Origin of the sequence: Paraburkholderia sp. XV (assembly GCF_020177535.1) — a bacterium.
GTDB classification, from domain to species: domain Bacteria; phylum Pseudomonadota; class Gammaproteobacteria; order Burkholderiales; family Burkholderiaceae; genus Paraburkholderia; species Paraburkholderia caribensis.
Window position 1 is genome coordinate 13,319 of sequence record NZ_JAGUUD010000024.1, and the last position, 20,133, is coordinate 33,451.

At 62.7% G+C, this 20,133-nt stretch carries 19 protein-coding genes; 11 read left to right on the forward strand and 8 right to left on the reverse strand.

Features of this window, described 5'->3' with window-relative positions; translation table 11 throughout:
* The first annotated feature begins 98 nt into the window (after nt 1-98).
* Nucleotides 99-1,604, forward strand: coding sequence for a PLP-dependent aminotransferase family protein (locus tag KFO72_RS14695; protein ID WP_225032437.1), 1,506 nt, complete (start codon nt 99-101; stop codon nt 1,602-1,604).
* Between the two features lie 189 nt (nt 1,605-1,793).
* On the opposite strand, the gene KFO72_RS14700 is transcribed toward KFO72_RS14695, so the two are convergent.
* A complete protein-coding gene (locus tag KFO72_RS14700) occupies nt 1,794-2,099 on the reverse strand; it encodes a DUF4148 domain-containing protein (protein WP_060605373.1) in 306 nt (101 codons plus the stop codon).
* Between the two features lie 126 nt (nt 2,100-2,225).
* On the opposite strand from KFO72_RS14700, the gene KFO72_RS14705 reads away from it, so the two are divergent.
* Nucleotides 2,226-2,666: a hypothetical protein gene (locus KFO72_RS14705; protein ID WP_225032438.1), complete on the forward strand. Its 441-nt coding sequence runs from the start codon at nt 2,226-2,228 to the stop codon at nt 2,664-2,666.
* An 80-nt stretch (nt 2,667-2,746) separates the two neighbouring features.
* On the opposite strand, the gene KFO72_RS14710 is transcribed toward KFO72_RS14705, so the two are convergent.
* From KFO72_RS14710 to KFO72_RS14740, 7 genes are all read right to left on the reverse strand, one after another.
* Nucleotides 2,747-3,838 (reverse strand): alcohol dehydrogenase catalytic domain-containing protein, encoded by a 1,092-nt coding sequence (locus KFO72_RS14710; RefSeq protein ID WP_054933669.1) that lies wholly within the window; start codon nt 3,836-3,838, stop codon nt 2,747-2,749.
* A 55-nt stretch (nt 3,839-3,893) separates the two neighbouring features.
* Entirely contained in the window at nt 3,894-4,928 is a 1,035-nt protein-coding gene (locus KFO72_RS14715) for an NAD(P)-dependent alcohol dehydrogenase (protein ID WP_225032439.1), read from the reverse strand.
* A 66-nt stretch (nt 4,929-4,994) separates the two neighbouring features.
* Nucleotides 4,995-5,741 (reverse strand): SDR family oxidoreductase, encoded by a 747-nt coding sequence (locus tag KFO72_RS14720; protein ID WP_054933671.1) that lies wholly within the window; start codon nt 5,739-5,741, stop codon nt 4,995-4,997.
* A gap of 17 nt (nt 5,742-5,758) precedes the next feature.
* A complete protein-coding gene (locus KFO72_RS14725) occupies nt 5,759-6,739 on the reverse strand; it encodes a sugar-binding transcriptional regulator (RefSeq protein WP_225032440.1) in 981 nt (326 codons plus the stop codon).
* 49 nt (nt 6,740-6,788) lie between these two features.
* Complete coding sequence (locus KFO72_RS14730) at nt 6,789-7,694, reverse strand: carbohydrate ABC transporter permease (protein WP_035997298.1); 906 nt, start codon at nt 7,692-7,694, stop codon at nt 6,789-6,791.
* Nucleotides 7,691-8,626, reverse strand: coding sequence for a carbohydrate ABC transporter permease (locus KFO72_RS14735; protein ID WP_224100868.1), 936 nt, complete (start codon nt 8,624-8,626; stop codon nt 7,691-7,693). Before KFO72_RS14735 ends, KFO72_RS14730 begins: the two co-directional genes overlap by 4 nt.
* 25 nt (nt 8,627-8,651) lie before the next feature.
* Nucleotides 8,652-10,004 carry an ABC transporter substrate-binding protein gene (locus KFO72_RS14740; RefSeq protein ID WP_054933674.1) on the reverse strand — a complete coding sequence of 451 codons (1,353 nt, stop codon included), beginning with the start codon at nt 10,002-10,004 and terminating at the stop codon, nt 8,652-8,654.
* Between the two features lie 303 nt (nt 10,005-10,307).
* Here KFO72_RS14740 and KFO72_RS14745 point away from each other — a divergent pair, with 303 nt between their 5' ends.
* The 9 genes from KFO72_RS14745 (at nt 10,308) to KFO72_RS14785 (ending at nt 20,127) form a co-directional block, all read left to right on the forward strand.
* A complete protein-coding gene (locus KFO72_RS14745) occupies nt 10,308-11,432 on the forward strand; it encodes an ABC transporter ATP-binding protein (protein ID WP_054933675.1) in 1,125 nt (374 codons plus the stop codon).
* A 54-nt stretch (nt 11,433-11,486) separates the two neighbouring features.
* Complete coding sequence (locus KFO72_RS14750; RefSeq protein ID WP_225032441.1) at nt 11,487-12,362, forward strand: sugar phosphate isomerase/epimerase family protein; 876 nt, start codon at nt 11,487-11,489, stop codon at nt 12,360-12,362.
* A gap of 133 nt (nt 12,363-12,495) precedes the next feature.
* A complete protein-coding gene (locus KFO72_RS14755; protein ID WP_224100870.1) occupies nt 12,496-13,191 on the forward strand; it encodes a GntR family transcriptional regulator in 696 nt (231 codons plus the stop codon).
* Nucleotides 13,192-13,219: 28 nt separating this feature from the next.
* On the forward strand, nt 13,220-14,488 hold the full coding sequence (gene mtnK / locus KFO72_RS14760; protein WP_060605392.1) for an S-methyl-5-thioribose kinase: 1,269 nt from the start codon (nt 13,220-13,222) through the stop codon (nt 14,486-14,488).
* A gap of 43 nt (nt 14,489-14,531) precedes the next feature.
* Nucleotides 14,532-15,620, forward strand: coding sequence for an S-methyl-5-thioribose-1-phosphate isomerase (gene mtnA, locus KFO72_RS14765; protein WP_225032442.1), 1,089 nt, complete (start codon nt 14,532-14,534; stop codon nt 15,618-15,620).
* The gene (locus KFO72_RS14770; protein WP_318248452.1) at nt 15,617-16,297 is read left to right on the forward strand and encodes a class II aldolase/adducin family protein; all 681 of its coding nucleotides are present in this window, start codon (nt 15,617-15,619) and stop codon (nt 16,295-16,297) included. The genes mtnA and KFO72_RS14770 overlap by 4 nt, the downstream gene beginning before the upstream one ends.
* Nucleotides 16,298-16,390: 93 nt before the next feature.
* A complete protein-coding gene (locus KFO72_RS14775) occupies nt 16,391-17,497 on the forward strand; it encodes a sugar ABC transporter substrate-binding protein (RefSeq protein ID WP_054933681.1) in 1,107 nt (368 codons plus the stop codon).
* Between the two features lie 69 nt (nt 17,498-17,566).
* Nucleotides 17,567-19,129, forward strand: a complete 1,563-nt coding sequence (locus tag KFO72_RS14780) for a sugar ABC transporter ATP-binding protein (protein ID WP_225032443.1) — start codon at nt 17,567-17,569, stop codon at nt 19,127-19,129.
* Nucleotides 19,126-20,127, forward strand: coding sequence for an ABC transporter permease (locus tag KFO72_RS14785; protein WP_035997269.1), 1,002 nt, complete (start codon nt 19,126-19,128; stop codon nt 20,125-20,127). Before KFO72_RS14780 ends, KFO72_RS14785 begins: the two co-directional genes overlap by 4 nt.
* The last annotated feature ends 6 nt before the right edge of the window (nt 20,128-20,133 follow it).

Consider the following 20,133-nt stretch of genomic DNA (forward strand, 5'->3'; position numbering starts at 1 on the left):
AAGGACGATGGGTTGGTATCACAGCGGTCCTTCCAGTTTGCGGTAAAAGTGGTTTATTCTGAAGGACCAGTTTATTAAATTTCCAGTGAACCAGAATTATGGCGAGAACTGCGCGTGACGCGGACATGCCGTCGCTTGGCGCGCTCGATCGCACGGCTGGCAATCTGAGCCGTCAAATTGCGGAGGCGCTGCGGGAGGCCGTGCGCAAGGGCGACATCGGAGCCGGAGACGGACTGCCGTCATCGCGTTCGCTCGCTGCCTCACTTCGCGTGGCGAGAGGGACAGTGATCGAGGCCTACGAGCAATTGCTTGCCGAAGGGTTTCTGGAATCGAAAGCGGGAGCGGGAACGCATGTCGCCCAAGCCCTGGCGGAGTCGCAGTCGGTCAGCGCACCCGAGGCGATCCAGGAGCCGCCAACGAAGTCCGGGCTACCCGCGCGCGCCCTGGCGTTCGCCCAGATCGCACGAGAGTTTCGTCCGCTCGAGCCGATCCCCTTCGCGATATCTGTCCCAGTCGGGTTGACCGCGCCCGGCAATATCTGGCGCCGCCTGGGTAACCGGGTACGCGCAAGGGGCCCGGGTGCGCCCACGGGATACGCCGATCCTTTGGGCGCGTTGCCCCTTCGAGAAGCGATCGCAGCCTATGTGCGAAGGTCCCGCTCCGTGCGGTGCGAGCCGGACCAGGTCATCGTGACCAGCGGTACCCAGCAAGGACTGTTTCTCGCGAGTCAGGTCCTGCTTGGTCCGGGCGATCAGGCGTGGGTCGAGAATCCCGCTTACCGTGGCGTCACCGCCATACTGGAAAACATCGGCTATCGCGAGGGCGTGATCCGTGTGCCCGTTGACGCCGAGGGTCTCGATGTCGAGGCTGGCATCAACATGGCCCCGCATGCACGCGCGGCATTCGTCACGCCGTCCCATCAGTACCCTTTGGGAATGCCTTTGAGCATGGCCCGGCGCACGGCCTTGCTCGCGTGGGCACGCGGCAGCGATGCGTGGGTAGTCGAGGATGACTATGACAGCGAGCTCCGTTACGAGGGCTATCCGTTTCCGGCCCTGCAGGGCTTGGCGCCGGACCGCGTGATCTATCTCGGTACGTTCAGCAAGATTCTGTTTCCGTCCCTGCGGTTGGGCTATCTGATCGTCCCGCGCAATCTCGTCGATGCGTTCTGCGGTGCCCGCGTGCTCATGGACCGCCACCCTCCGACTGCCGATCAGCACGTGCTCGCCGCTTTCATGGCGGAAGGACATCTGGAACGGCACATACGCAAGGTTCGCAATGTCTACGCCGAACATCGGCGTCAACTCATCGATACCCTCGAAGCTTTGCTCCCCGCTGATCTCGCGTGGATCGAGCCCGGCGATCAGGGGATGCACCTCGTGCTCTGGCTCGCAGACGGGCTGGACGACCGGGAGCTTGTCGGGCGCGCCGCCGGAGAGGGCGTCGCGGTACGTGCCGTGTCGCCCATGTTCGCGCCGCAGACGGGACGGCCGGGCCTTGTTCTTGGCTTCGGAGGGTTCAGCAGCGAGCAGATGAGGGCCGCTGCTGAGCGCCTGGCGGCGGTCATCGCGGGTTCACGAGAGGGAAAGCCTCGGCGCAGATAGCCTGGGCATACCAGCACATCGAAGGTCCGGCTCGGGGGCGGCCAGAGACGCTCACAGACTTCAGGCGAGTGTCTCGCACGTCCCTTGTCGCCACGGATCAATTGCGCACTCGCCCTGACCGGGCGATGGCCAGGACCTGCTTCGCCGCCAATCCCGGCGAGGCATGAAACCGAAGCGGCCTTGTGCGGTTCATTTCACCTGGGCCTGTTGGCATTCATCGTGATACCAGCGATCGACCTGGCTTTGCGCAGCCTGCAGATCTTCCGGGTAGTACGGATCGAACCACCGGGACGGGTCGTAACCCGCTTGCCTGAGCGCTGCCAGTTCGCTGAGGTTGCGCTGGCGGGTGAGGGGCGCATGGTTCCGAAGCTCGGTCAGGTCGCGGCACTGGGCGGCGCTCAGATGCGTTGCGCCTCCCGGCATGCCGCCTGCGGCACAGCCAGCGAGCAAGAGCGTCAACGCCGCCAGCGACGCGCGGATCTCTGAACTCCTCATGTGCTTTCCCCTTGGACGAATCGAACGTGTAAGCAGATAGACGGGCCTGCAGGGGCATGCCACGCGAGCCGCACGCTACTGTATTGCGATGGTTGATTGTCCCCGAAAAAGCCCGCGAAGCAACAGATGAAGCTGGGCAGCCTGCCGCGCGGCGCCCGTTTCCAGGTAGCGGCGGCGGGTAGCGATCCAGCGGGTGTGCAGACGACGATCCGCTCGATGCGTATCTCCGCACCGGGCGATGGTTCGTGGACGTCCTATTTGGGGCAGGCGCTTCGCACGGAACTCGCTACGTCAGGCAACTATGACGCGAACGCGGCGGCGCGCATCGAGGCGACACTCTCCGAAGTCCGTATTGCCGACGGCCAGGCGCAGGTCACCGGCCACTTCGTGGTCCGGCAGGGGCCGTCGGTACGTTACGACAAGGTGCTGCACGCCGACGCGCACTGGGACTCGGCATTTCTCGGGGCGATCGCCGCGTCGAACGGTCTGAACCAGTCCACGGCGATTTTTCAGGCACTGCTGCGCAAGCTGTTCGACGATCCCGACTTCGCGGCCGCGTCGACGTAGCCTGCGTTATCCGCGCACGCGTGCTCTATGGTGGGCGCGAGTTCCGGCAATGGCCCGGCACCTTGCGCTCACCTCGCATGTCACGTTTTCGGCTTGAGCAGCACCTTGATCGAATCGAGCGAATTCGCGACTTTGATCGCCTCGTCCCATTGCTCCAGCGAAAACCCGTGCGTGACGATCCCTTTCGACGTGACGAGCCCGCGCGCCAGCAGATCGATGGCGATCGGATAGCAATACGGGCCGAGATGCGCGCCGCGCACGTCGAGTTCCTTACGGTCGCCGATGATCGACCAGTCTGTCGTCGTGTCGCTGCCGAACACGGAGAATTCGACGAAGCGCCCGAGCTTGCGGATCAGATCCAATCCCTGCGTGACACCCGACGGCGAGCCTGTCGTTTCGATATACACATCGCAACCATACTGATCAGTCAATGACCGGACGACACCGAGTGCATCGTCGGATGCCGGATTGATCGTCACGTCTGCGCCGTATTCGCGCGCGAGCGCGAGACGCTCGTCGACCAGATCGATCACCACCAGCTTTTTCGGCGTTTTCAGATGCGCGACCTGCACCATCATCAGGCCCAGCGGTCCCGCGCCCGCGATCACGACCACGTCGTCGAGCTGGATGTCGCCGCGATTGACGGTGTGAATCGCGCAGGCGAGCGGCTCGATGATCGCCGCATCTTCCAGCGATACGCCAAGGGGAATCTTGTGGACGATGGCCGTGGGCGGAAAGCGCATGTACTGGGCCATGCCGCCGTCGGCGACTTCCCGCTGGAAGCCGAAGATGTTGTGCACCTCGCACATCCAGTACTGGCCCGATCGGCAATAGCGGCACTTGTCGCACGGCACGATCTGTTCGGCAATCACGCGCTCGCCCAGCTGCACATTGAAATGCTCTGCCGCGCCCTCGCCGAGTTCCTCGACATAGCCGAAGAACTCGTGGCCCGGAATGACAGGCGCCTTGACCCACGGGTTCGGGCCGCCCCAGAACATCTTTGCGCCCGACCAGCATTTGCAGTCGCTCGCGCAGATGCCGCACGCGGCAATGCGTATCACCAGTTCGTTGCGCCCGGCGCGCGGGCGCGCCACCTGCTCGACGCGATAGTCCTTCGGCGCGCGGCAAACGATCGCCGTCATGGCTGACGCTGCATCCTGGGTCGCGTTCATGCTGCACCTCACGCTGGTTTGTTTGGCAAACGGGCAACCCGCACCGCTTGCGCGGTCACTCCATCACGATCTGCACCTTCACGTCGGTCGGATTGCCGCTCGCCGCTTCTTCGAAGGCCTTGATGCCGTCTGCGAAAGCGAACGAGCGCGAAATGAACGGCTTGACGTCGATGCGTCCCGACGCGATCAGTTGAATCGCGCGCGGAAAGATGTTCGCGTATCGGAACACGGACTCGACGCGCGCTTCCTTGATCTGCAACGCGACGATATCGAGCGGGACGGGATGCTGCGGCATGCCGACCAGCACGAGGCAGCCGCCGGGGCACAGCAGATCGACGATGCCGTCGAATGCTTTCTCGCTGCCGCTCGCTTCGAACACGATATTCGCGCCCCAGTCGTCCGTCGCGCGCCGCACCACTTCCTTGACGGATGCTTCGCGGATGTTGACGGCCGTCACACCCGGCGTGCTGCCGATCAACGCGAGCTTCTCCGGCACCATATCGCAGACGATCACGCGGCTGCATCCGCCCGCCAGCGCCGCGAGCACGCACATCATGCCGATCGTGCCGGCGCCCAGCACGACGGCGACGTCGCCCGGCTTGATGGCCGCTTTCTTCGCGGCCTGAAGTCCGATCGACAGCGGCTCGACGATGGCTCCTTCGGCAAAGCTCACGTTGTCGGGCAGCTTGTACGTGAACGCGGCAGGATGGACGACGAACGGCGCGAGGCAGCCGTGCACGGGCGGCGTCGCCCAGAAGCGCACCTTCGGGTCGAGGTTGTAGAGGCCCTCGCGCGATGCGCGCGAATCCATGTCGGGCACGCCGGGTTCCATGCAGACGCGGTCGCCGGGTTTCAGATGCTGCACGTCGTCGCCGACCTGCACGATGGTGCCTGCCGCCTCGTGCCCGAGCACCATCGGCTCGTTGACGACGAAGGGACCGATGCGTCCGTGCTGATAGTAGTGGATGTCGCTGCCGCAGATGCCGACCGTATGGACGCGGATGCGCACGTCGCGCGGTCCGACTGTCTGCGGCAGGCTGAACGGACGCAGGCTGATGCGTTGTGCGCCTTCGAGTACCAATGCTTCCATCGTCGTTCCTTTCGCAAGAGAGAGATTGATTGGCGGAGCCCAGCATTGGGCGCGCGCCGCGCGTGTTCAGCCGGCCTGGAAGCCGCCGTCCACGGCGAGGCTCACGCCGCTCACCATGGCCGACTCGTCGCTGAGCAGATAAGCGATCGTGCGCGCGACTTCGAGCGGCTGCACGAAGCGCTTCAGCGGAATGCGGGCGAGCATCGGCGCGGACTTTGCCGGGTCGCTCCATGCCTTCTCGGCCATCGGCGTCAGCGTGACGACCGGGTTCACCGTGTTCACGCGGATGCCGTGCGGACCCAGTTCGACGGCCATCACGCGCGTCAGGCCGTCGAGCGCGGCTTTCGATGCGCAATAGGCCGCGTGCAGCGGCAAGCCGACGGTGGCCGACAGGCTCGACACATTCACGATCGAGCCGCTCACGCCGCGCCCGATCATGCTGCGTGCGCATTGCTGCGCGACGATCATGGCGGCGCGCACGTTGACGGCCATGATGGTGTCGAAGGCCTCGACGCTCGTGTCGAGAAACGGTTGCAGTTCGACGATGCCTGCGCAGTTGACGAGCAGATCGACGGGCTGCGCCGCTTCCGCTGCGCCGCGTGCCGCGCCTGCATCGCCGAGATCGGCGCATAGCGTCGTGCAGCCGGTCTCGTCTTCGAGCGTGCGCAGATCGGCGGCCGAGCGGCTCAGCGCAATCACGCGCGCGCCCCGCCGCGCCAGCAGTTGCACCGTCGCGCGGCCGATGCCTTTGCCCGCGCCCGTGACGAGCACGGTCTTGCCGTCGAACTGCCGAGGGTCGTCGTGCGTGGACATCGCGGCTCCCTAAGTATTCAAGGTTCGTCGCATAGTCGGCGCGCCGTGTCTTCGTCCGTCACGAGCACCGACGCATAGCGGCCTCGCAACGCGGCGCGCGTCACATGAAACTTCTTCGTGCCGCCCGACACCAGCACCACGTCGTCGATCTTGCGGAGGTCGTCGAGCGAGATCGCGACCGTGCGGCGGTTCAGCGGATGATCGATGGGGTCGCCGTTCGCATCCATGAAATGGCCGAGCATGTCGCCGATCGCACCCGCCTTGCGCAAGGTCCGCAGATCGTCGGGCTTCGAGATGCCATACGTGACCACGAGCGATTCCGTCAGGTCGCCGCAGGTCAGCAGCGCGAGATTGGCATTGCGCGCGAGTTCATACGTGCCGCGCACGGTTTCTTCCTGAAGGATCAGATCGCGCGCCTTCTGGCTGCCGACATAAATGGGCGCAGCGAACAGATAGGCGTCGGCCTGGCAGAGATTCGCGAAGTCCGAGACGATGTCGAACGTGTTGATGCTCGGGCAATGCGACAGGCCGCCTTGCAGCGATACGGCGTTGACGGCGCCGTACGCGCGCTGGGGCATCGCGCGCAGCACCGCGCGTATCGTGCGGCCCCAGCCGACGCCGACCGTCGCGCCTTCCGTGATGCGCTTGACGAGGCAACCCGCCGCGCCGATGCCGAGCGCGGCCATGTTCGCCTCGGGGCTGATGCCCGTCGGCACGACCACAGCGTCGTCGAGTTCGAAGCGTTCGACGAGCTGTTGCTCCAGCGCGATGCACGGCGCGATCCGGCTATTGATCGTGATCTGCACGAGGCCCGATTCGCGGCCCGCCGCGAGCAGCCGGTTCACGCGCACGCGGTTGCTGCCGATGCGATGCGCGATTTCCTGTTGCGTCATGTTGCCGATGTAGTAATGCCACGCGACGCGCGCCTGCAATTCCTCTTCGGCGTCGACGGTAACGTCGGCTTCCGGCATCGTGACGAGTGGGGCGGTCTTGGTCATGTATCGTTTTGTGTCCGGGTGGAAAGCAACACGCGGTTATACCAGAGCGTCACTTCACTGCGCCCATCGTCAGCCCTTGCACGAGCCGGCCCGACACCAGCAGCGCGAACACGACCATGGGCAGCACGATCAACGTGCCCGTCGCCATGATTTCGCCCCACGGCAGCTCATAGCCGCTCATGTAGCTGGTGGCCGCGACGGGCGACGTGATCGCGTCGGTGCGCGTCAGCACGAGCGCGTAGAGCAGGTCGTTCCAGGAGAAGATGAAAGCGAAGATCGCCGATACGACGATGCCCGGCATCGCCAGCGGCAGATTGATGCGCCAGAAGATCCGCCACGGCGAAGCGCCGTCGAGCCGCGCGGCTTCGTCGAGCTCGACGGGGATGTTGCGGAACTGGTCGGTGCAGATCCAGATCACGATGGGCAGCGAGAACGTGATGTACAGCAGGATCAGCACGATGTGCGTATCGACGATATCGAGCTTCGTCGCGATCAGGAAGAACGGCACGGCGAGCACGACGGGACTGACCATGCGGTTCGAGATGAACCAGAACCACAGGTCTTCCTTGCCGCGGAATTCATAGCGCGCGAGCGCATACGCAGCGGGGGTGCCGAGCAGGATCGACAGCACCGTCGTGCTGCTGGCGATGATCAGCGAGTTGATCAGACTGCCGCCCACTTCGTGCGTAAACAGTGCTTCCACGTAATGCACGAAGGTCGGCTTGAAGAGCCACACGGGCGGATAGGCGAGCGCCTCCGCCTGGCTCTTCAGGCTCGTCGTCACCATCCAGTAGAACGGAAACACGGACGACAGGAACACGACCAGCAGCCCCAGAAAATGCCACCCGGTGGCATTGCGCCGCGCCGCGCGTGCACGGCGTGCGCGTGCCGTCAGACGAGGGTTGCCGGGCAGCGCGGCGTCGCCGCTCGCGCGTTGTGTCGAAGGTGCGTTCACGCGGCCTCCCGGTAGACGAAGCGGATATAGAGCCGCGACAGCACGATGGTCAGGATCAGCAGCAGGATCGCCTGCGCGGACGCCATGCCCTGATCGAACAGGCGGAAACCGACGCGCTGGATATACACGCTGATGAACTCCGTCGCGGTGCCGGGCCCGCCGCGCGTCATGGTGAAGACGGCGTCGAACATCTTCAGCATGTCGGCGGAACGCAGGATCAGGATTGCCGTGAGGCCGGGCAGCAGATAGGGCCGTTGCAGATGCCACAGAATCTTGCTCCACCTGGGCGTTTCGAGGCGCGCGGCTTCTTCGGCTTCTTTCGGCACCATCGTCAGGCCGGCCAGCAGGATCAGCGCGCAGAACGGCGTCCATTGCCAGATGTCCATGATCATTACCGAGACGAACGCGAGCGTCGGATCGGCGAGCCAGTCCTGCGGCGGCATGCCGACCAGACCGCCGAGGTAGTTCGCCACGCCGAACTGCCGGTTGAAGATGAGCCGCCCGATCAGGCCCACTACGGCATATGTCGTCGCCATCGGAATCACCAGGCTGACACGCGCGACAGCGCGCATCCACGGCAGTGTCGTGCGATGGAGCATCAGCGCGGCGAACAGTCCGAGCGCGACTTCGATCGGCAAGGTCACGCACAGGAACAGCGCCGTACGTCCCAGCGCGCCCCAGAACGACGGGTCGCTCAGCGTCGCGCTGTAGTTGTCGAACCAGATGAACGGCGTGCCCGAGGCCAGATCCGCGAGCTTGTACTGATGAAACGAGTTGTACAACGCCAGCAGCAGCGGATAGATACCGATTGCGGCAAGCGTGAAGATCGCCGGGATCAGAAACCAGAACGCAGCCGAACCCGGCAAGCGCACCCGCGAGCGGGGCCTTGCCGGTGTCATGCCGTTGCCGGGCCGAGCAGTGCCGTTCAACATCGATGCTCCCTTCGGTGCGTTGCCGTTACTTCAGCAAAGGCTTCTTGCCGCTGTAGTAGCCCGCCTTGTTCAGTATCTCTTCCGTCTTCGAGCCGATGGTCTGCGCGCCGTCCTTCACCGACACCTGGCCCAGCATGATCTTCGTGCCCCATTCGCCGATCACTTCCGACACAGCGGGCCATTCCGGGAAGCGCGGACGATAGTCGGGCACGCCGCCTTGCCATGATTCGACCATCGGCTTCACGAACGGATACTTGTCCTGCACGGCCTTGTCCTGGTACACGGCCGTGCGCGCGGGCACGCCGCCCGCTTCCAGATACGGCTTGGCCATTTCTTCGGACGTGATCCACTGGATGAACAGCCACGCAGCCGCCTGCTTCTTCGCATTCGACTTCGCGTTGACGGCCAGCGAGAAGCCGCCGAGCGCGGGCTTCAGCCCGGCGGGACCCTTCGGTTCCGTGGTGATCGCCAGGCAGTTGCCGATCTTCGATTTGGCGGGATCGGTGAGCGTCGGATAGAACGCCGACCACTCGGTGATCATCGCGACCTGGCCTTGCGCGAGCGCGTTGACGGCTTCGGCGTGATCGAAATCGACGATGCCGGGCGGCATGTACTTCATCAGCTTCTGACGGTATTCGAGGCCCGCCTGCGATTGCGCCGACATCAGGTTCGACTTGAATTTGGCGTCGAGCAGCGAGCCGCCGTTCGGCCACAGCACGCGCATGAAACTGTCGGCGGACTGCGTTTCGCCGCGCCGCGATTGCAGCGCGAACGCGAACTGATTCTTGCTGGCCTGCGTCAGCTTGGGCGCGTAGACGTTGAGCAGTTCGTCCCAGGTCTTCGGCGGCTCGTTGAAGCCCGCGTCCTTCAGCATGCACTTGTTGTAGAACATCAGGCCCGAGTAGTTATCGAACGGCAGGCCGTAGGTGACCTTGTCCCACGAGCCGAACGAGTCGAGCAGAATCGGGAAGAAGCCGGGCAGGTTCAGCTTCGGATCGGCGAGCTTCGGGTTGTCGGTGAAGGTCTTGATGGGAACGAGCCACTTGTTGCTGGCGAATTCGCCAATCCACACGACGTCGACGAGCACCACGTCCTGATCGCCGCCGCCGACGAAATTGAGCACTTCCTTCTCGCGCGTGTTCTCGTACGGGATCACTTCCCACTTCACGTTGATGCCCGTTTCCTTTTCGAACTGCGGAATGAGTTTCTGCGCTGCCTTGTAGCCGGGGCGATCGAGAAAGATCGCCTTGATGGTGGTGCCCGAGTACGGCTGCGCGGCCTCCTTCAATGTCCATGCATCCGCGTTGGCAGCGCAGAGCAGCGACGCCGTGGCAAGCGACAACGCTATGGCAGCAGGCCGCAGAAAGCGCTTTTTCATCGTTCGTCTCCTTGATTGTTCTTGAACCATCGGCAAATGCCGCGGCGGTCAGGGTCATTGCGGCGACGTGCATCGACGCGTGCAAAACGTACGGCGTGCCCTCGTCGTTTCACTTGTAATTTGCGTTTTACAAATGTATATTTTGACGCGCACCGGTTGTCAAGAAGAAAATCGTCAAGTGCTGGATGGTGCGTCGCGGCATGCGCGGTTCGGGTTCGCTGCGCATCCGTCATGACGCCGCCAGTGCTTTGCATGAGACCAGCGCATGGCGCCGTACGGCCTTGCATGGGACAGGAGACACGCATGAGCGCCGTACATTTGCAGAAGATCCGCAAAGCGTTTGCAGGCACCGACGTGCTGAAGGGCGTCGACATCGATGTCAAGGAGCACGAATTTCTGGTGTTCGTCGGTCCGTCGGGATGTGGCAAGTCGACCTTGTTGCGCAGTATCGCCGGGCTGGAGCGGATCGATTCGGGCCGGGTCGTGATCGAAGGTGAAGACGTGACGGAGCTCGAACCGTCGGAGCGCGGCGTGGCGATGGTGTTCCAGTCCTACGCTCTGTATCCGCATATGTCCGTGTACGAGAACATCGCGTTCGGGCTTCGCATGATCAAGTTGCCCGAAGCGCAGATCAAGGAGCGCGTGCATCGGGCGGCGGATATCCTGCAGATCGGGCAATTGCTCGAGCGCCGCCCACGCGCGCTGTCGGGCGGGCAACGTCAACGGGTCGCGATCGGACGCTCGATCGTGCGCGAGCCCAAGGTGTTTCTCTTCGACGAACCGCTGTCGAACCTCGACGCCGCGTTGCGCGTGCAGATGCGCCTCGAACTGATCAAATTGCACAAGCAGCTCAACGCCACGATGATCTACGTCACGCACGACCAGACGGAAGCGATGACGATGGCCGACCGGATCGTCGTGCTCAATCACGGCGAAGTCGAGCAGATCGGCTCGCCGCTCGAGTTGTACCGTACGCCGCGCAACCGTTTCGTGGCGGGCTTCATCGGTTCTCCGAAGATGAATTTCCTCGAGGTCCGCGTGCAGAAGAGCGACGAGGCGGGCGTCACGATCGAACTGCCCGGCGGCGCGCCGCTCGTTGTGCCGTGCAACGGTGACGCTGTCGAGCCGGATCAGAAGCTGGTGCTCGGGGTTCGGCCCGAGCATCTGAGCGAGTCGGCAAATAGCGATACCGACAGCACGTTGGCAGGCGAGGTGATGGTCATCGAACATCTGGGCAGCGAGACGCTTCTGCATGTGCGTCTTGCCGACGAACGGGTGATCCAGGTGAAGGGCTCGGGGGAATCCGCCGCACTGGAAGGGCAGCCCATCAAGCCAGGCTTTTCGAAGCGTCACGTGCATCTCTTCCGTCAGGACGGCATGGCGCTCGAACGCAAGCAGCCCGTTACCGATGCGATGCGCGTGAGCTGAAAGCGGACACGGGTCGTTGACGAGGCTAGCCGTCGCAATGGGAGGCACAGCGCGATGAATAAACTAGGCGTCCATGCGTTGGTATGGGCTGGCGACCTGTCGCCGGAGTCGACGCGCAAGGTCATTACCCAGACGAAAGCGGCAGGCTTCGACCTGATCGAACTCTCCTTGCATGGTCCGAAGGTCATGGACCTCTCGCTGACCCGAGACTTGCTGCAGGAGCACAACCTCGAGATTGGCTGCTCGCGTGGGCTGACGTTCGATGCGGACATATCCAGCGAAGACCCCTCGGTGGTATCGCGAGGCATGGCGCTGCTGGAAGAGGGTGTCAGGATTACCGCGGAACTCGGCGGCGCTTACTTCGGCGGTATTTTGTACAGTGCGATGGGCAAGTACCAGGCGCCCATTACCGCAAAAGGGCGCGGAAATGCAGTCGAATCGCTCAAGCGGATTGCAGAGCTTGCGTTGAAAAAGAATGTGACGCTCGGACTGGAAGTGGTCAATCGCTACGAGAGCAACCTGCTCAACACGGCGTCGCAAGCGCTTGGCATGCTGGACGAGATCGGCGCGCCGAACGTGGTGGTGCATCTGGACACCTACCACATGAACATCGAAGAATGCGACTTCATGCAGCCGGTGCTTCAATGCGGAGCGCGTCTCGGCTACGTTCATATTGGCGAGAGCAATCGTGGATACCTTGGCTCCGGCACGATCGATTTTGCACAGTTCTTCCATGCACTGGCGATGATCGACTATCAAGGCGTGGTCACCTTCGAGAGTTTTTCATCCGCCGTCGTCAATGAGCAGTTGTCCAATGCGCTGGCCATCTGGCGAAATCTGTGGGACGACAGCATGGACCTTGCGACACACGCTCGCCGGTTCATCGCTGGCGGACTCAATGCTGCTGCAAAAGCGAAGCAACACAGGTAACGGGTTCTATCGGTCCCATCAAGGGCCACCCTCTACGCGCGGGTAAACACCGATAAAAACATCAGACGTCTGATCTATATTTCATCTACTTTCAATACTGGGTACGCGCATGCGCCTGAGTGTCGAACGTTCGATGAGCGACAAGATCCAGGAGTCGTTGACGTCGATGATCCGGGATCGCGCGCTCAAGCCAGGTGATCAGATCCCCACGGAAACAGAGCTATGCGAGCTGCTGGGCGTAGGACGTTCCAGTCTGCGCGAGGCGGTCGCGCAAATGATTTCGCACGGTTTGCTGTCTCGCGTGCAGGGGCGCGGCACCTTCATCAGACAAATTTCGTTGAAGCTCGAAGGCGGGCTCGATGATCTGATGTCCGTGACGGACATGATCCGGAGTGTCGGTGCGGTTCCAACCACGTGCCGGTTGCGGATCGATCAGATCAAGGCGTCGGAGAACCTCGCCGCGAAACTGCGGTTAGGCGTCGGCGCCGATTGTGTACGCATCGAACGGGTGCGATGCGCCGACGATGCAATCGCCGCGTACTGCATCGACACGGTGCCGAAGCATGTATTCGATGCGGCAAATGGCGAACTTGGCGAGTCGCTGTTCGCGATGTTCGCGCGCACGGGTCGCCGGCTGTCGCATACACACACATCGATCCAGCCGACCATCCTGACGCCGCGCGATCTGCCGGAACTCGGCGACGGATTCGGTCTGTTTCTGTTGCTCGATGAAGTCGATTTCGATCAAAGCGGCGAGCCGATCTGTTACAGCAACGACTACTACAACACGAGCATCTTCAAGTTCGATCTGGTTCGCAAGAAGCGCTGAAACCGGATCGATCGCGGAGGAGACGTTGATGGAATTCGAAGCACTGAGTTCTTCGGAACTGGCCGCTTATCTGCGAGGCGTGCCATCCGTGTATGCGTTGCTCAATCAACCGGGCGAACTCGACATCGCGGAAGTGGGTGACGGTAATCTCAACTACGTCTACTTCGTCAGCAACGCGCGGACACCGGAAAAAAGTGTCGTCGTCAAACAGGCCCCGCCGTTTCTGCGGCTCGTGGGCAAGACATGGCCGTTGACGCGGCACCGGATGATCCGCGAAGTGGCGGCACTGCGCCGCTTTGGCGAACTGTGTCCGCAACACGTACCACGCGTGTATCACGCCGATACCGAGTTGTATCTGATGGTGATGCAGCGGCTGTCGTCGCACGCGATCCTGCGGCAGAAGCTGATGGAGGGCCATGTTTATCCGAAGCTCACCGACCATCTGTCGACCTATCTTGCGCATACGCTGTTCTACGGCTCTGACCTCTTTCTTGCACCCGAAGTCAAAAAGCAGGCGGTGGGCGCGGCGATCAACACCGAGCTTTGCAAGATTACCGAAGACCTCGTGTTCACCTTCCCGTTCGAAGATCATCCATCCAACGTCTACAGCAACGCGTTCCCGAAACAGATGATCGAGCGCACCTGGAGGACGCCCGCGCTGCGCGTGGCCGTGGCCGAGATGAAATGGTCGTTCATGAACGATACGGAGACCCTGGTGCATGGCGACCTGCATACGGGCTCGATCATGGTGAACGAGGACGAAACCTACGTTATCGATCCCGAGTTCGCGTTCTACGGACCCATGGGATTCGACGTCGGCGCAGTGCTGGCGAATCTGTTGCTCGCCTATTTCTCGCGCGACTGGCATGACCGTCGCACAGCGCAGCGATCCGACGACTATCGCGAGTGGCTGCTCGGTCAGATCACGGGCATCTGGACGGAGTTCGCGAATAAATTCACGCTGTTGTGGCGCGAGCATGAGAGGCGTCGGAAAAGTCACTTCATCGGAGACGATCCGGGCGGACACTGCGCGGAAGCCTACCGCGCGCGCTTCATGCAGCGCCTGCTGGCGAACTCGCTGGGCTTTGCGGGATGCAAGATGATTCGCCGGATTGTCGGCATGGCCAAGGTTGCCGATATCACCAGCATTTCAGACGATGCGATTCGTGCGGCCGTCGAAGTGAAATGCGTGCAGTTTGCCGAGCGTCTGCTGATCGAGCGTCATGCGTTTGGGTCGATCGGGGAGGTCGTGGAATTGGCGCGCGATGTGCAGGACCGTGAGCATCGGTTGCAATGAACGGGACGCAGTCGGGCACACATCAAATTGCCGTGGAGTGACTATGGTTTTGCCAATTTTCGAAAGTCTGCCGGCTACGCTCACGTGGGAAGACGACAGTCTGCGAATCATCGATCAGACACGCTTGCCGCGCGAAACCGTGATCGAAGCGCTAACGACATCTTTCGAAGTGTGGAGGGCCATTCACGAACTTCGGGTACGCGGCGCACCGGCGATCGGGGTCGCGGCGGCCTATGGTCTGTGTGTGTCGATGCAGGTCTCGCGTGAGCTTCCGCTGGATGGGTTTCGTGCCGCATTGATCGAGCAGGCGGCGTATCTCGACAGCGCGCGGCCAACGGCGGTGAATCTCAACTGGAGCCTCAAGCGCATGTTGCGCGCCGCCGACCGTTCGGGCGCAAGCGATTCCGTATCGCTGTATCGCGCGCTGGTTGAGGAGGCGATGCAGATTCATCGCGAAGACCAGTTGTTGTGCGAACAAATCGGCTTGCACGGCATGCCGCTCATCACGGCGGGCTGCGGTGTCCTGACGCATTGCAACGCCGGCGCGTTGGCGACGACGGGAGTTGGCACCGCGACCGCGCCGATCTATCTGGCGCATCGGGAAGGCCTCGCGTTTCGCGTGTACGCGGATGAAACGCGGCCGCTGCTGCAAGGCGCGCGCTTGACGGCGTATGAACTGCGTCAGGCCAATGTCGACGTCACGTTGATCACCGACGGCACAGCGGCGTCGCTGATGGCGCGGCGCAAGGTGGACGTTGTGATCGTCGGCGCGGACCGGGTGGCAGCGAATGGCGACTTTGCGAACAAGATCGGCACGTTGAGTCTTGCCATTGCTGCGCGTCACTTCGGCGTGCCGTTTTATGTTGCGTGCCCGTCGTCCACGCTCGATCTGCAGACACCTGATGGCAGCACGATCGTCATCGAAGAGCGGCACGGCGACGAGGTGACGCACCTCGGAGGTCAGCAGATCGCGCCTGCTGGCATCAAGGTGTTGAATCCCGCATTCGACGTCACACCGCACGATCTCGTGACGGGTTACATCACGGAACGAGGCATCGTCGCCAAACCGTTCGAAGCGAACCTTGCCGCGTTGTTTCAGGCCGAGGCGCCTGCTGCGAGTACGGCATCGTGAGCGTGAACGACCCGTCAGCGACGGAAGACGCACTGCGTGCCGACATCGTGAACACGATGCAGGAGATGGTGCGGTTGGGCATCAATCAGGGCACGTCGGGCAACGTGAGCACGCGCTGGCGCGACGGCTTTCTGATTACGCCGAGCGGCGTGCCGGCGGCGCAACTGGATACGGACACGATCGTCTGGTTGCCGCTCGATATCGAAGCGACTGCGCCCGTGTTCGACGAAAAACGGCCGTCGACGGAATGGCGCTTTCATCGAGACATTCTCCACGCACGGCCCGAAATCGGCGCAGTCGTCCACACCCATTCGAACGCGGCCACGGCGATGTCGATTCACGGCCGCGATATTCCCGCGCATCACTACATGGTCGCCGCTGCGGGCGGCAATTCGATTCGTTGTGCGCCTTATGCGACCTTCGGCAGCCAGGCGCTATCGGATCACGCGGTGGCCGCGCTGCGAGACCGCTCGGCATGTCTGCTTGCGCATCATGGCGTGATTGCGCTTGGACCCGATCTCGCGCGGGCCTTGTGGCTCGCGAATGAAGTCGAAGTACTGGCACAGCAGTATCTGCTCGCTGCGACGCTCGGCGTGCCGCCTGTGCTGTCGGACGAGCAGATGGCCGAGGTGGTGGACAGGTTTAGTCAATATGGCGTGCGACGCAAACGCCCGTAGTGTGCAGTGTGTCGAGTCTGACCCGTCGGTGCGCATCCGCGTACATCGACTCCCGGTATCTGATAACTGACTATTTGAATAACGGAGACGCTCATGGCCTGGAATTCAGCACGGTTTAACGGATGGAGTTCACTCGCCGCGCCGGCGGGTGCTGGACTGTTGTGCGTCGCGGCTGCATTGAGCGGTTGCTCGAAGAGCGAGTCGCCGTCGACGGGAACCGCGGCCAGCGATGCCAGCGCGAGCGGCGCCGCAGTCGCGAGCGCTGCGCCGGCGTCGGCCCCGGCAGGCAAGACCAAGATCGGCTTCTCCATTGCGACGCTGAACAACGCGTTCTTCGTTGGCTTGAAACTCGGTGTCGAAAAGGGCTCGAAAGCCGAGTCGTTCGAACTGGTACAGACCAATGCGAACGGCGATGCGCAGCAACAGGTCAACGACGCCAACAATCTGCTGAGTCAAGGCATCACCGCACTCGTTCTGAATCCGATTGATTCGAAGGCGATCATCCCCGTGGTGCAGAAAGCGAATCAGATGAACATCCCGGTCTTCACGCTCGATCGCGGATCGGACGGCGGCAAGGTCACGTCGTTCGTCGCGTCGGATAACGTCGCGCTCGGCGCAACAGGCGCGAAATGGATTGCCGATCAATTGACCAAACGCTATGGCTCGGCGAAAGGCAATGTCGTCGACCTGATCGGCCTGGTCGGCACGACGGCCGCCACCGATCGTGAAAAAGGCTTCAGCGACGAGATCGCCAAGTACCCGGACATCAAGGTCGTCGCGCGTCAGGAAGGCGCTTTCGATCAGGAGAAGTCGCTAAACGCGATGACCAACATCTTGCAAAAATTCCCGCAGATCGACGCGGTGTTCGGGGCCAACGACGACAACACCGTGGGCGCGGAAAAAGCGATCGACAACGCGGGCCGCTACAAGCCGCTCGATGACAAGGCGCACATCCTCGTGATCGGCGCGGATGGCACGGCGCAGGCCTTGTCGGCGATCCGCGCAGGCAAGCAGGACGCGACGATCTCGCAGAACCCGATCGAAATGGCGGCGAAGTCGCTCAATTTCATCGCCGACAACGCGGCGGGCAAGGCCGTGCCCGCCACCTATGCATGGCCGACGTTCCTGATCGACAAGTCGAATATCGATTCGGACGAAACGAAGAAATACGGTCTGTGGTCGCTGCAGGTGAGCCAGTAACGTAGCCATGTCACTTCGACGGGCACCGTGTGCCAGGCGCGGGCCCGTCATCGAATGCGGAATCAGCACATGAATGCCGGGACGAGTTCGCAGCCACAAGACAACGTGCAGTCACACCCGCAAGCGGGTGCCGACAGCCATGTGCCGCCGTTGCTGCGCATGGCGGGCATCGTCAAGAGCTTTCCGGGTGTGAAAGCGTTGCGCGGCGTCAGTTTGACGCTCGAGGCGGGCCGGGTGCTGGCCATCGTCGGCGAAAACGGCGCGGGCAAGTCGTCGCTGATCAAGACGCTATCGGGCGCTTACGAACCGGACGAAGGCACGATCAAGATCAACGGCGTGCCGCTCGCACGCGGTACGCACGCGGCCATCGATGCGGGCGTCGCGGTGATCTATCAGGAACTGTCGCTCGTCAACGACATGACGGTGGCGGAAAACCTGTTTCTTGGCCGCATGCCGGCACGCAACGGCTTCGTCCAGCGGCGCGAGGCCGATCAGAATGCGCGACAGGCGCTTGCGCAAGTGGGCCTCGACGGCGTGTCGCCTTCCATGCGGCTCGGCGATCTGCCGCTCAACAAGCGTCAGCTGATCGAGGTCGCGAAAGCCGTTGCACGCGACGCGCGCATTCTGGTGATGGACGAACCGACGGCCGCTTTGCAGCGCGACGACATCTCGCATCTGTATGCCGTGGTGAGGCGTTTGCGCGCAACGGGCATGGGCATCATTTTCATATCGCACCATCTGGAAGAAGTGTTCGAGCTGGCCGATTCGGCCGTCGTGATGCGCGACGGCGCGACGGTCAGCGAGCGCCCGATGTCGGCGTGGACCGAACAGGACCTGGTGCAGGCGATGGTCGCGCGCAATCTCGATTCCTTCTACCCGTGGGAACCGCGCGATTACGGCCCGGTCGTGCTCGAAGTGCGCGATCTCGCGAGTCCGCCTATCGTGCGGCACGCGAGTTTCAAGGTGCGCGCGGGCGAGATCGTCGGGATTGCGGGTATTGCGGGCGCGGGCCGCACGGAGTTGTTGAAGGCGATTTTCGGTGCGCAGAAGGTGACCGAAGGCGACATTTTCATTCGCGGCAACAGGACGGTGGTCCGCTCGCCCGCCGATGGCGTGCGCCAGGGTCTCGTGTACACCGCAGAAGATCGCAAGCTGGAAGGACTCGTGCTCGAAGCGAGTATCGAAGAAAACATCGTGCTGTCGAGTCTCAAGGCAATCGCGACGGGCGGCTTCGTGCGCAACGCGCGAAAGCGGGCGCTCGCGCAGAAGGCGAGCGCGCGCTTCGGCGTGCGGGCGTCGAGCGTCGTGCAGATTACGGGCAATCTGTCGGGCGGCAATCAGCAGAAGGTGATTCTCGGGCGCGCGACGGCCACGCAGCCGGTCGTGATCATGCTCGATGAACCGACACGCGGCATCGATGTCGGCGCGAAGACGGAAATCTACGCGCATATGGTGGCGATGGCGCGCGCGGGTGCGGCCGTGGTGATGGTCAGTTCGGAACTGCCGGAACTGCTCGGCATGTCCGACCGTGTGCTGGTGATGTATCGCGGCAGGATCGTTGCGGAACTGCCCCGCGACGAAGCCGATTCGGAGACGGTGATTCAATGGGCGACAACAGGAGCACGAGCATGACTTCGACGGCCGCGAAACAGACTGACCCGGAAGCGCTTTCGAGTCGCGTGATCCGGCAATTGCGCAGCGGTGTCGGTCCGTTGCTGGCCGCGTTGATCGTCATCTGCGTCGTGCTGTCGATCGCATCGCCCGAGTTTCTGACCACCAGCACGCTGACCAACATCCTCGTGCAGACCTCGGTGGTCGGCATCGCGGCGGTGGGCGGCACGTTTGTGATCATCACGTCGGGCATCGATCTGTCGGTCGGCTCGCTGGTCGCGTTGAGCGGGATGGTCGCCGCGACCTTCATGGCGGGCTCGACACCCGACGCCGTCGGAGTCGGCATTGCCGGTCTCGCGATAGCGCTCGCGGTCGGCGCGCTCGTCGGTGCGCTCAACGGCTTGTCGGTGACATGGCTGCGACTCGTGCCGTTCATCGTGACACTCGCGATGATGGCGATGGGCCGTGGCCTCACGCTCGCCATTTCAGATGGCCGCACCAAGTTCGATTTTCCGAACGCCTTCACGCTGTTCGGCGCGAAGACGTTCGCCGGATTGCCCGCACCGATGATCGTGATGCTGATCGTGTTCGTCATCGGCCACGTGTTGCTGCGCAAGACGACGTTCGGACATCAGGTGTTCGCGGTCGGCGGCAATCAGGAAGCCGCGCGGCTGGCGGGCATTCCCGTGCGTCGGGTGATCTTTCTGACCTATACGCTCGCCGGCGTGACAGCGGCGATTGCCGGGATCGTGCTCGCGGGACGCCTCAATTCCGCGTTGCCTTCGGCCGCCAACGGGCTCGAATTGCAGGTGATCGCGGGCGTCGTGATCGGCGGGACATCGCTGGCGGGCGGGCGCGGTTCGATCGTCGGCACGTTTATCGGCGTGGTGCTGATCGGCGTCATCAACGTCGGTCTGTCGCTGCTCGGCGTCAATCCATTCTGGACCCAGTTCATTCAGGGCGGCGTCATCTTCGCCGCCGTCATGCTCGATGCGCTCAGCCAACGGCGCAAGAACTGATCATCA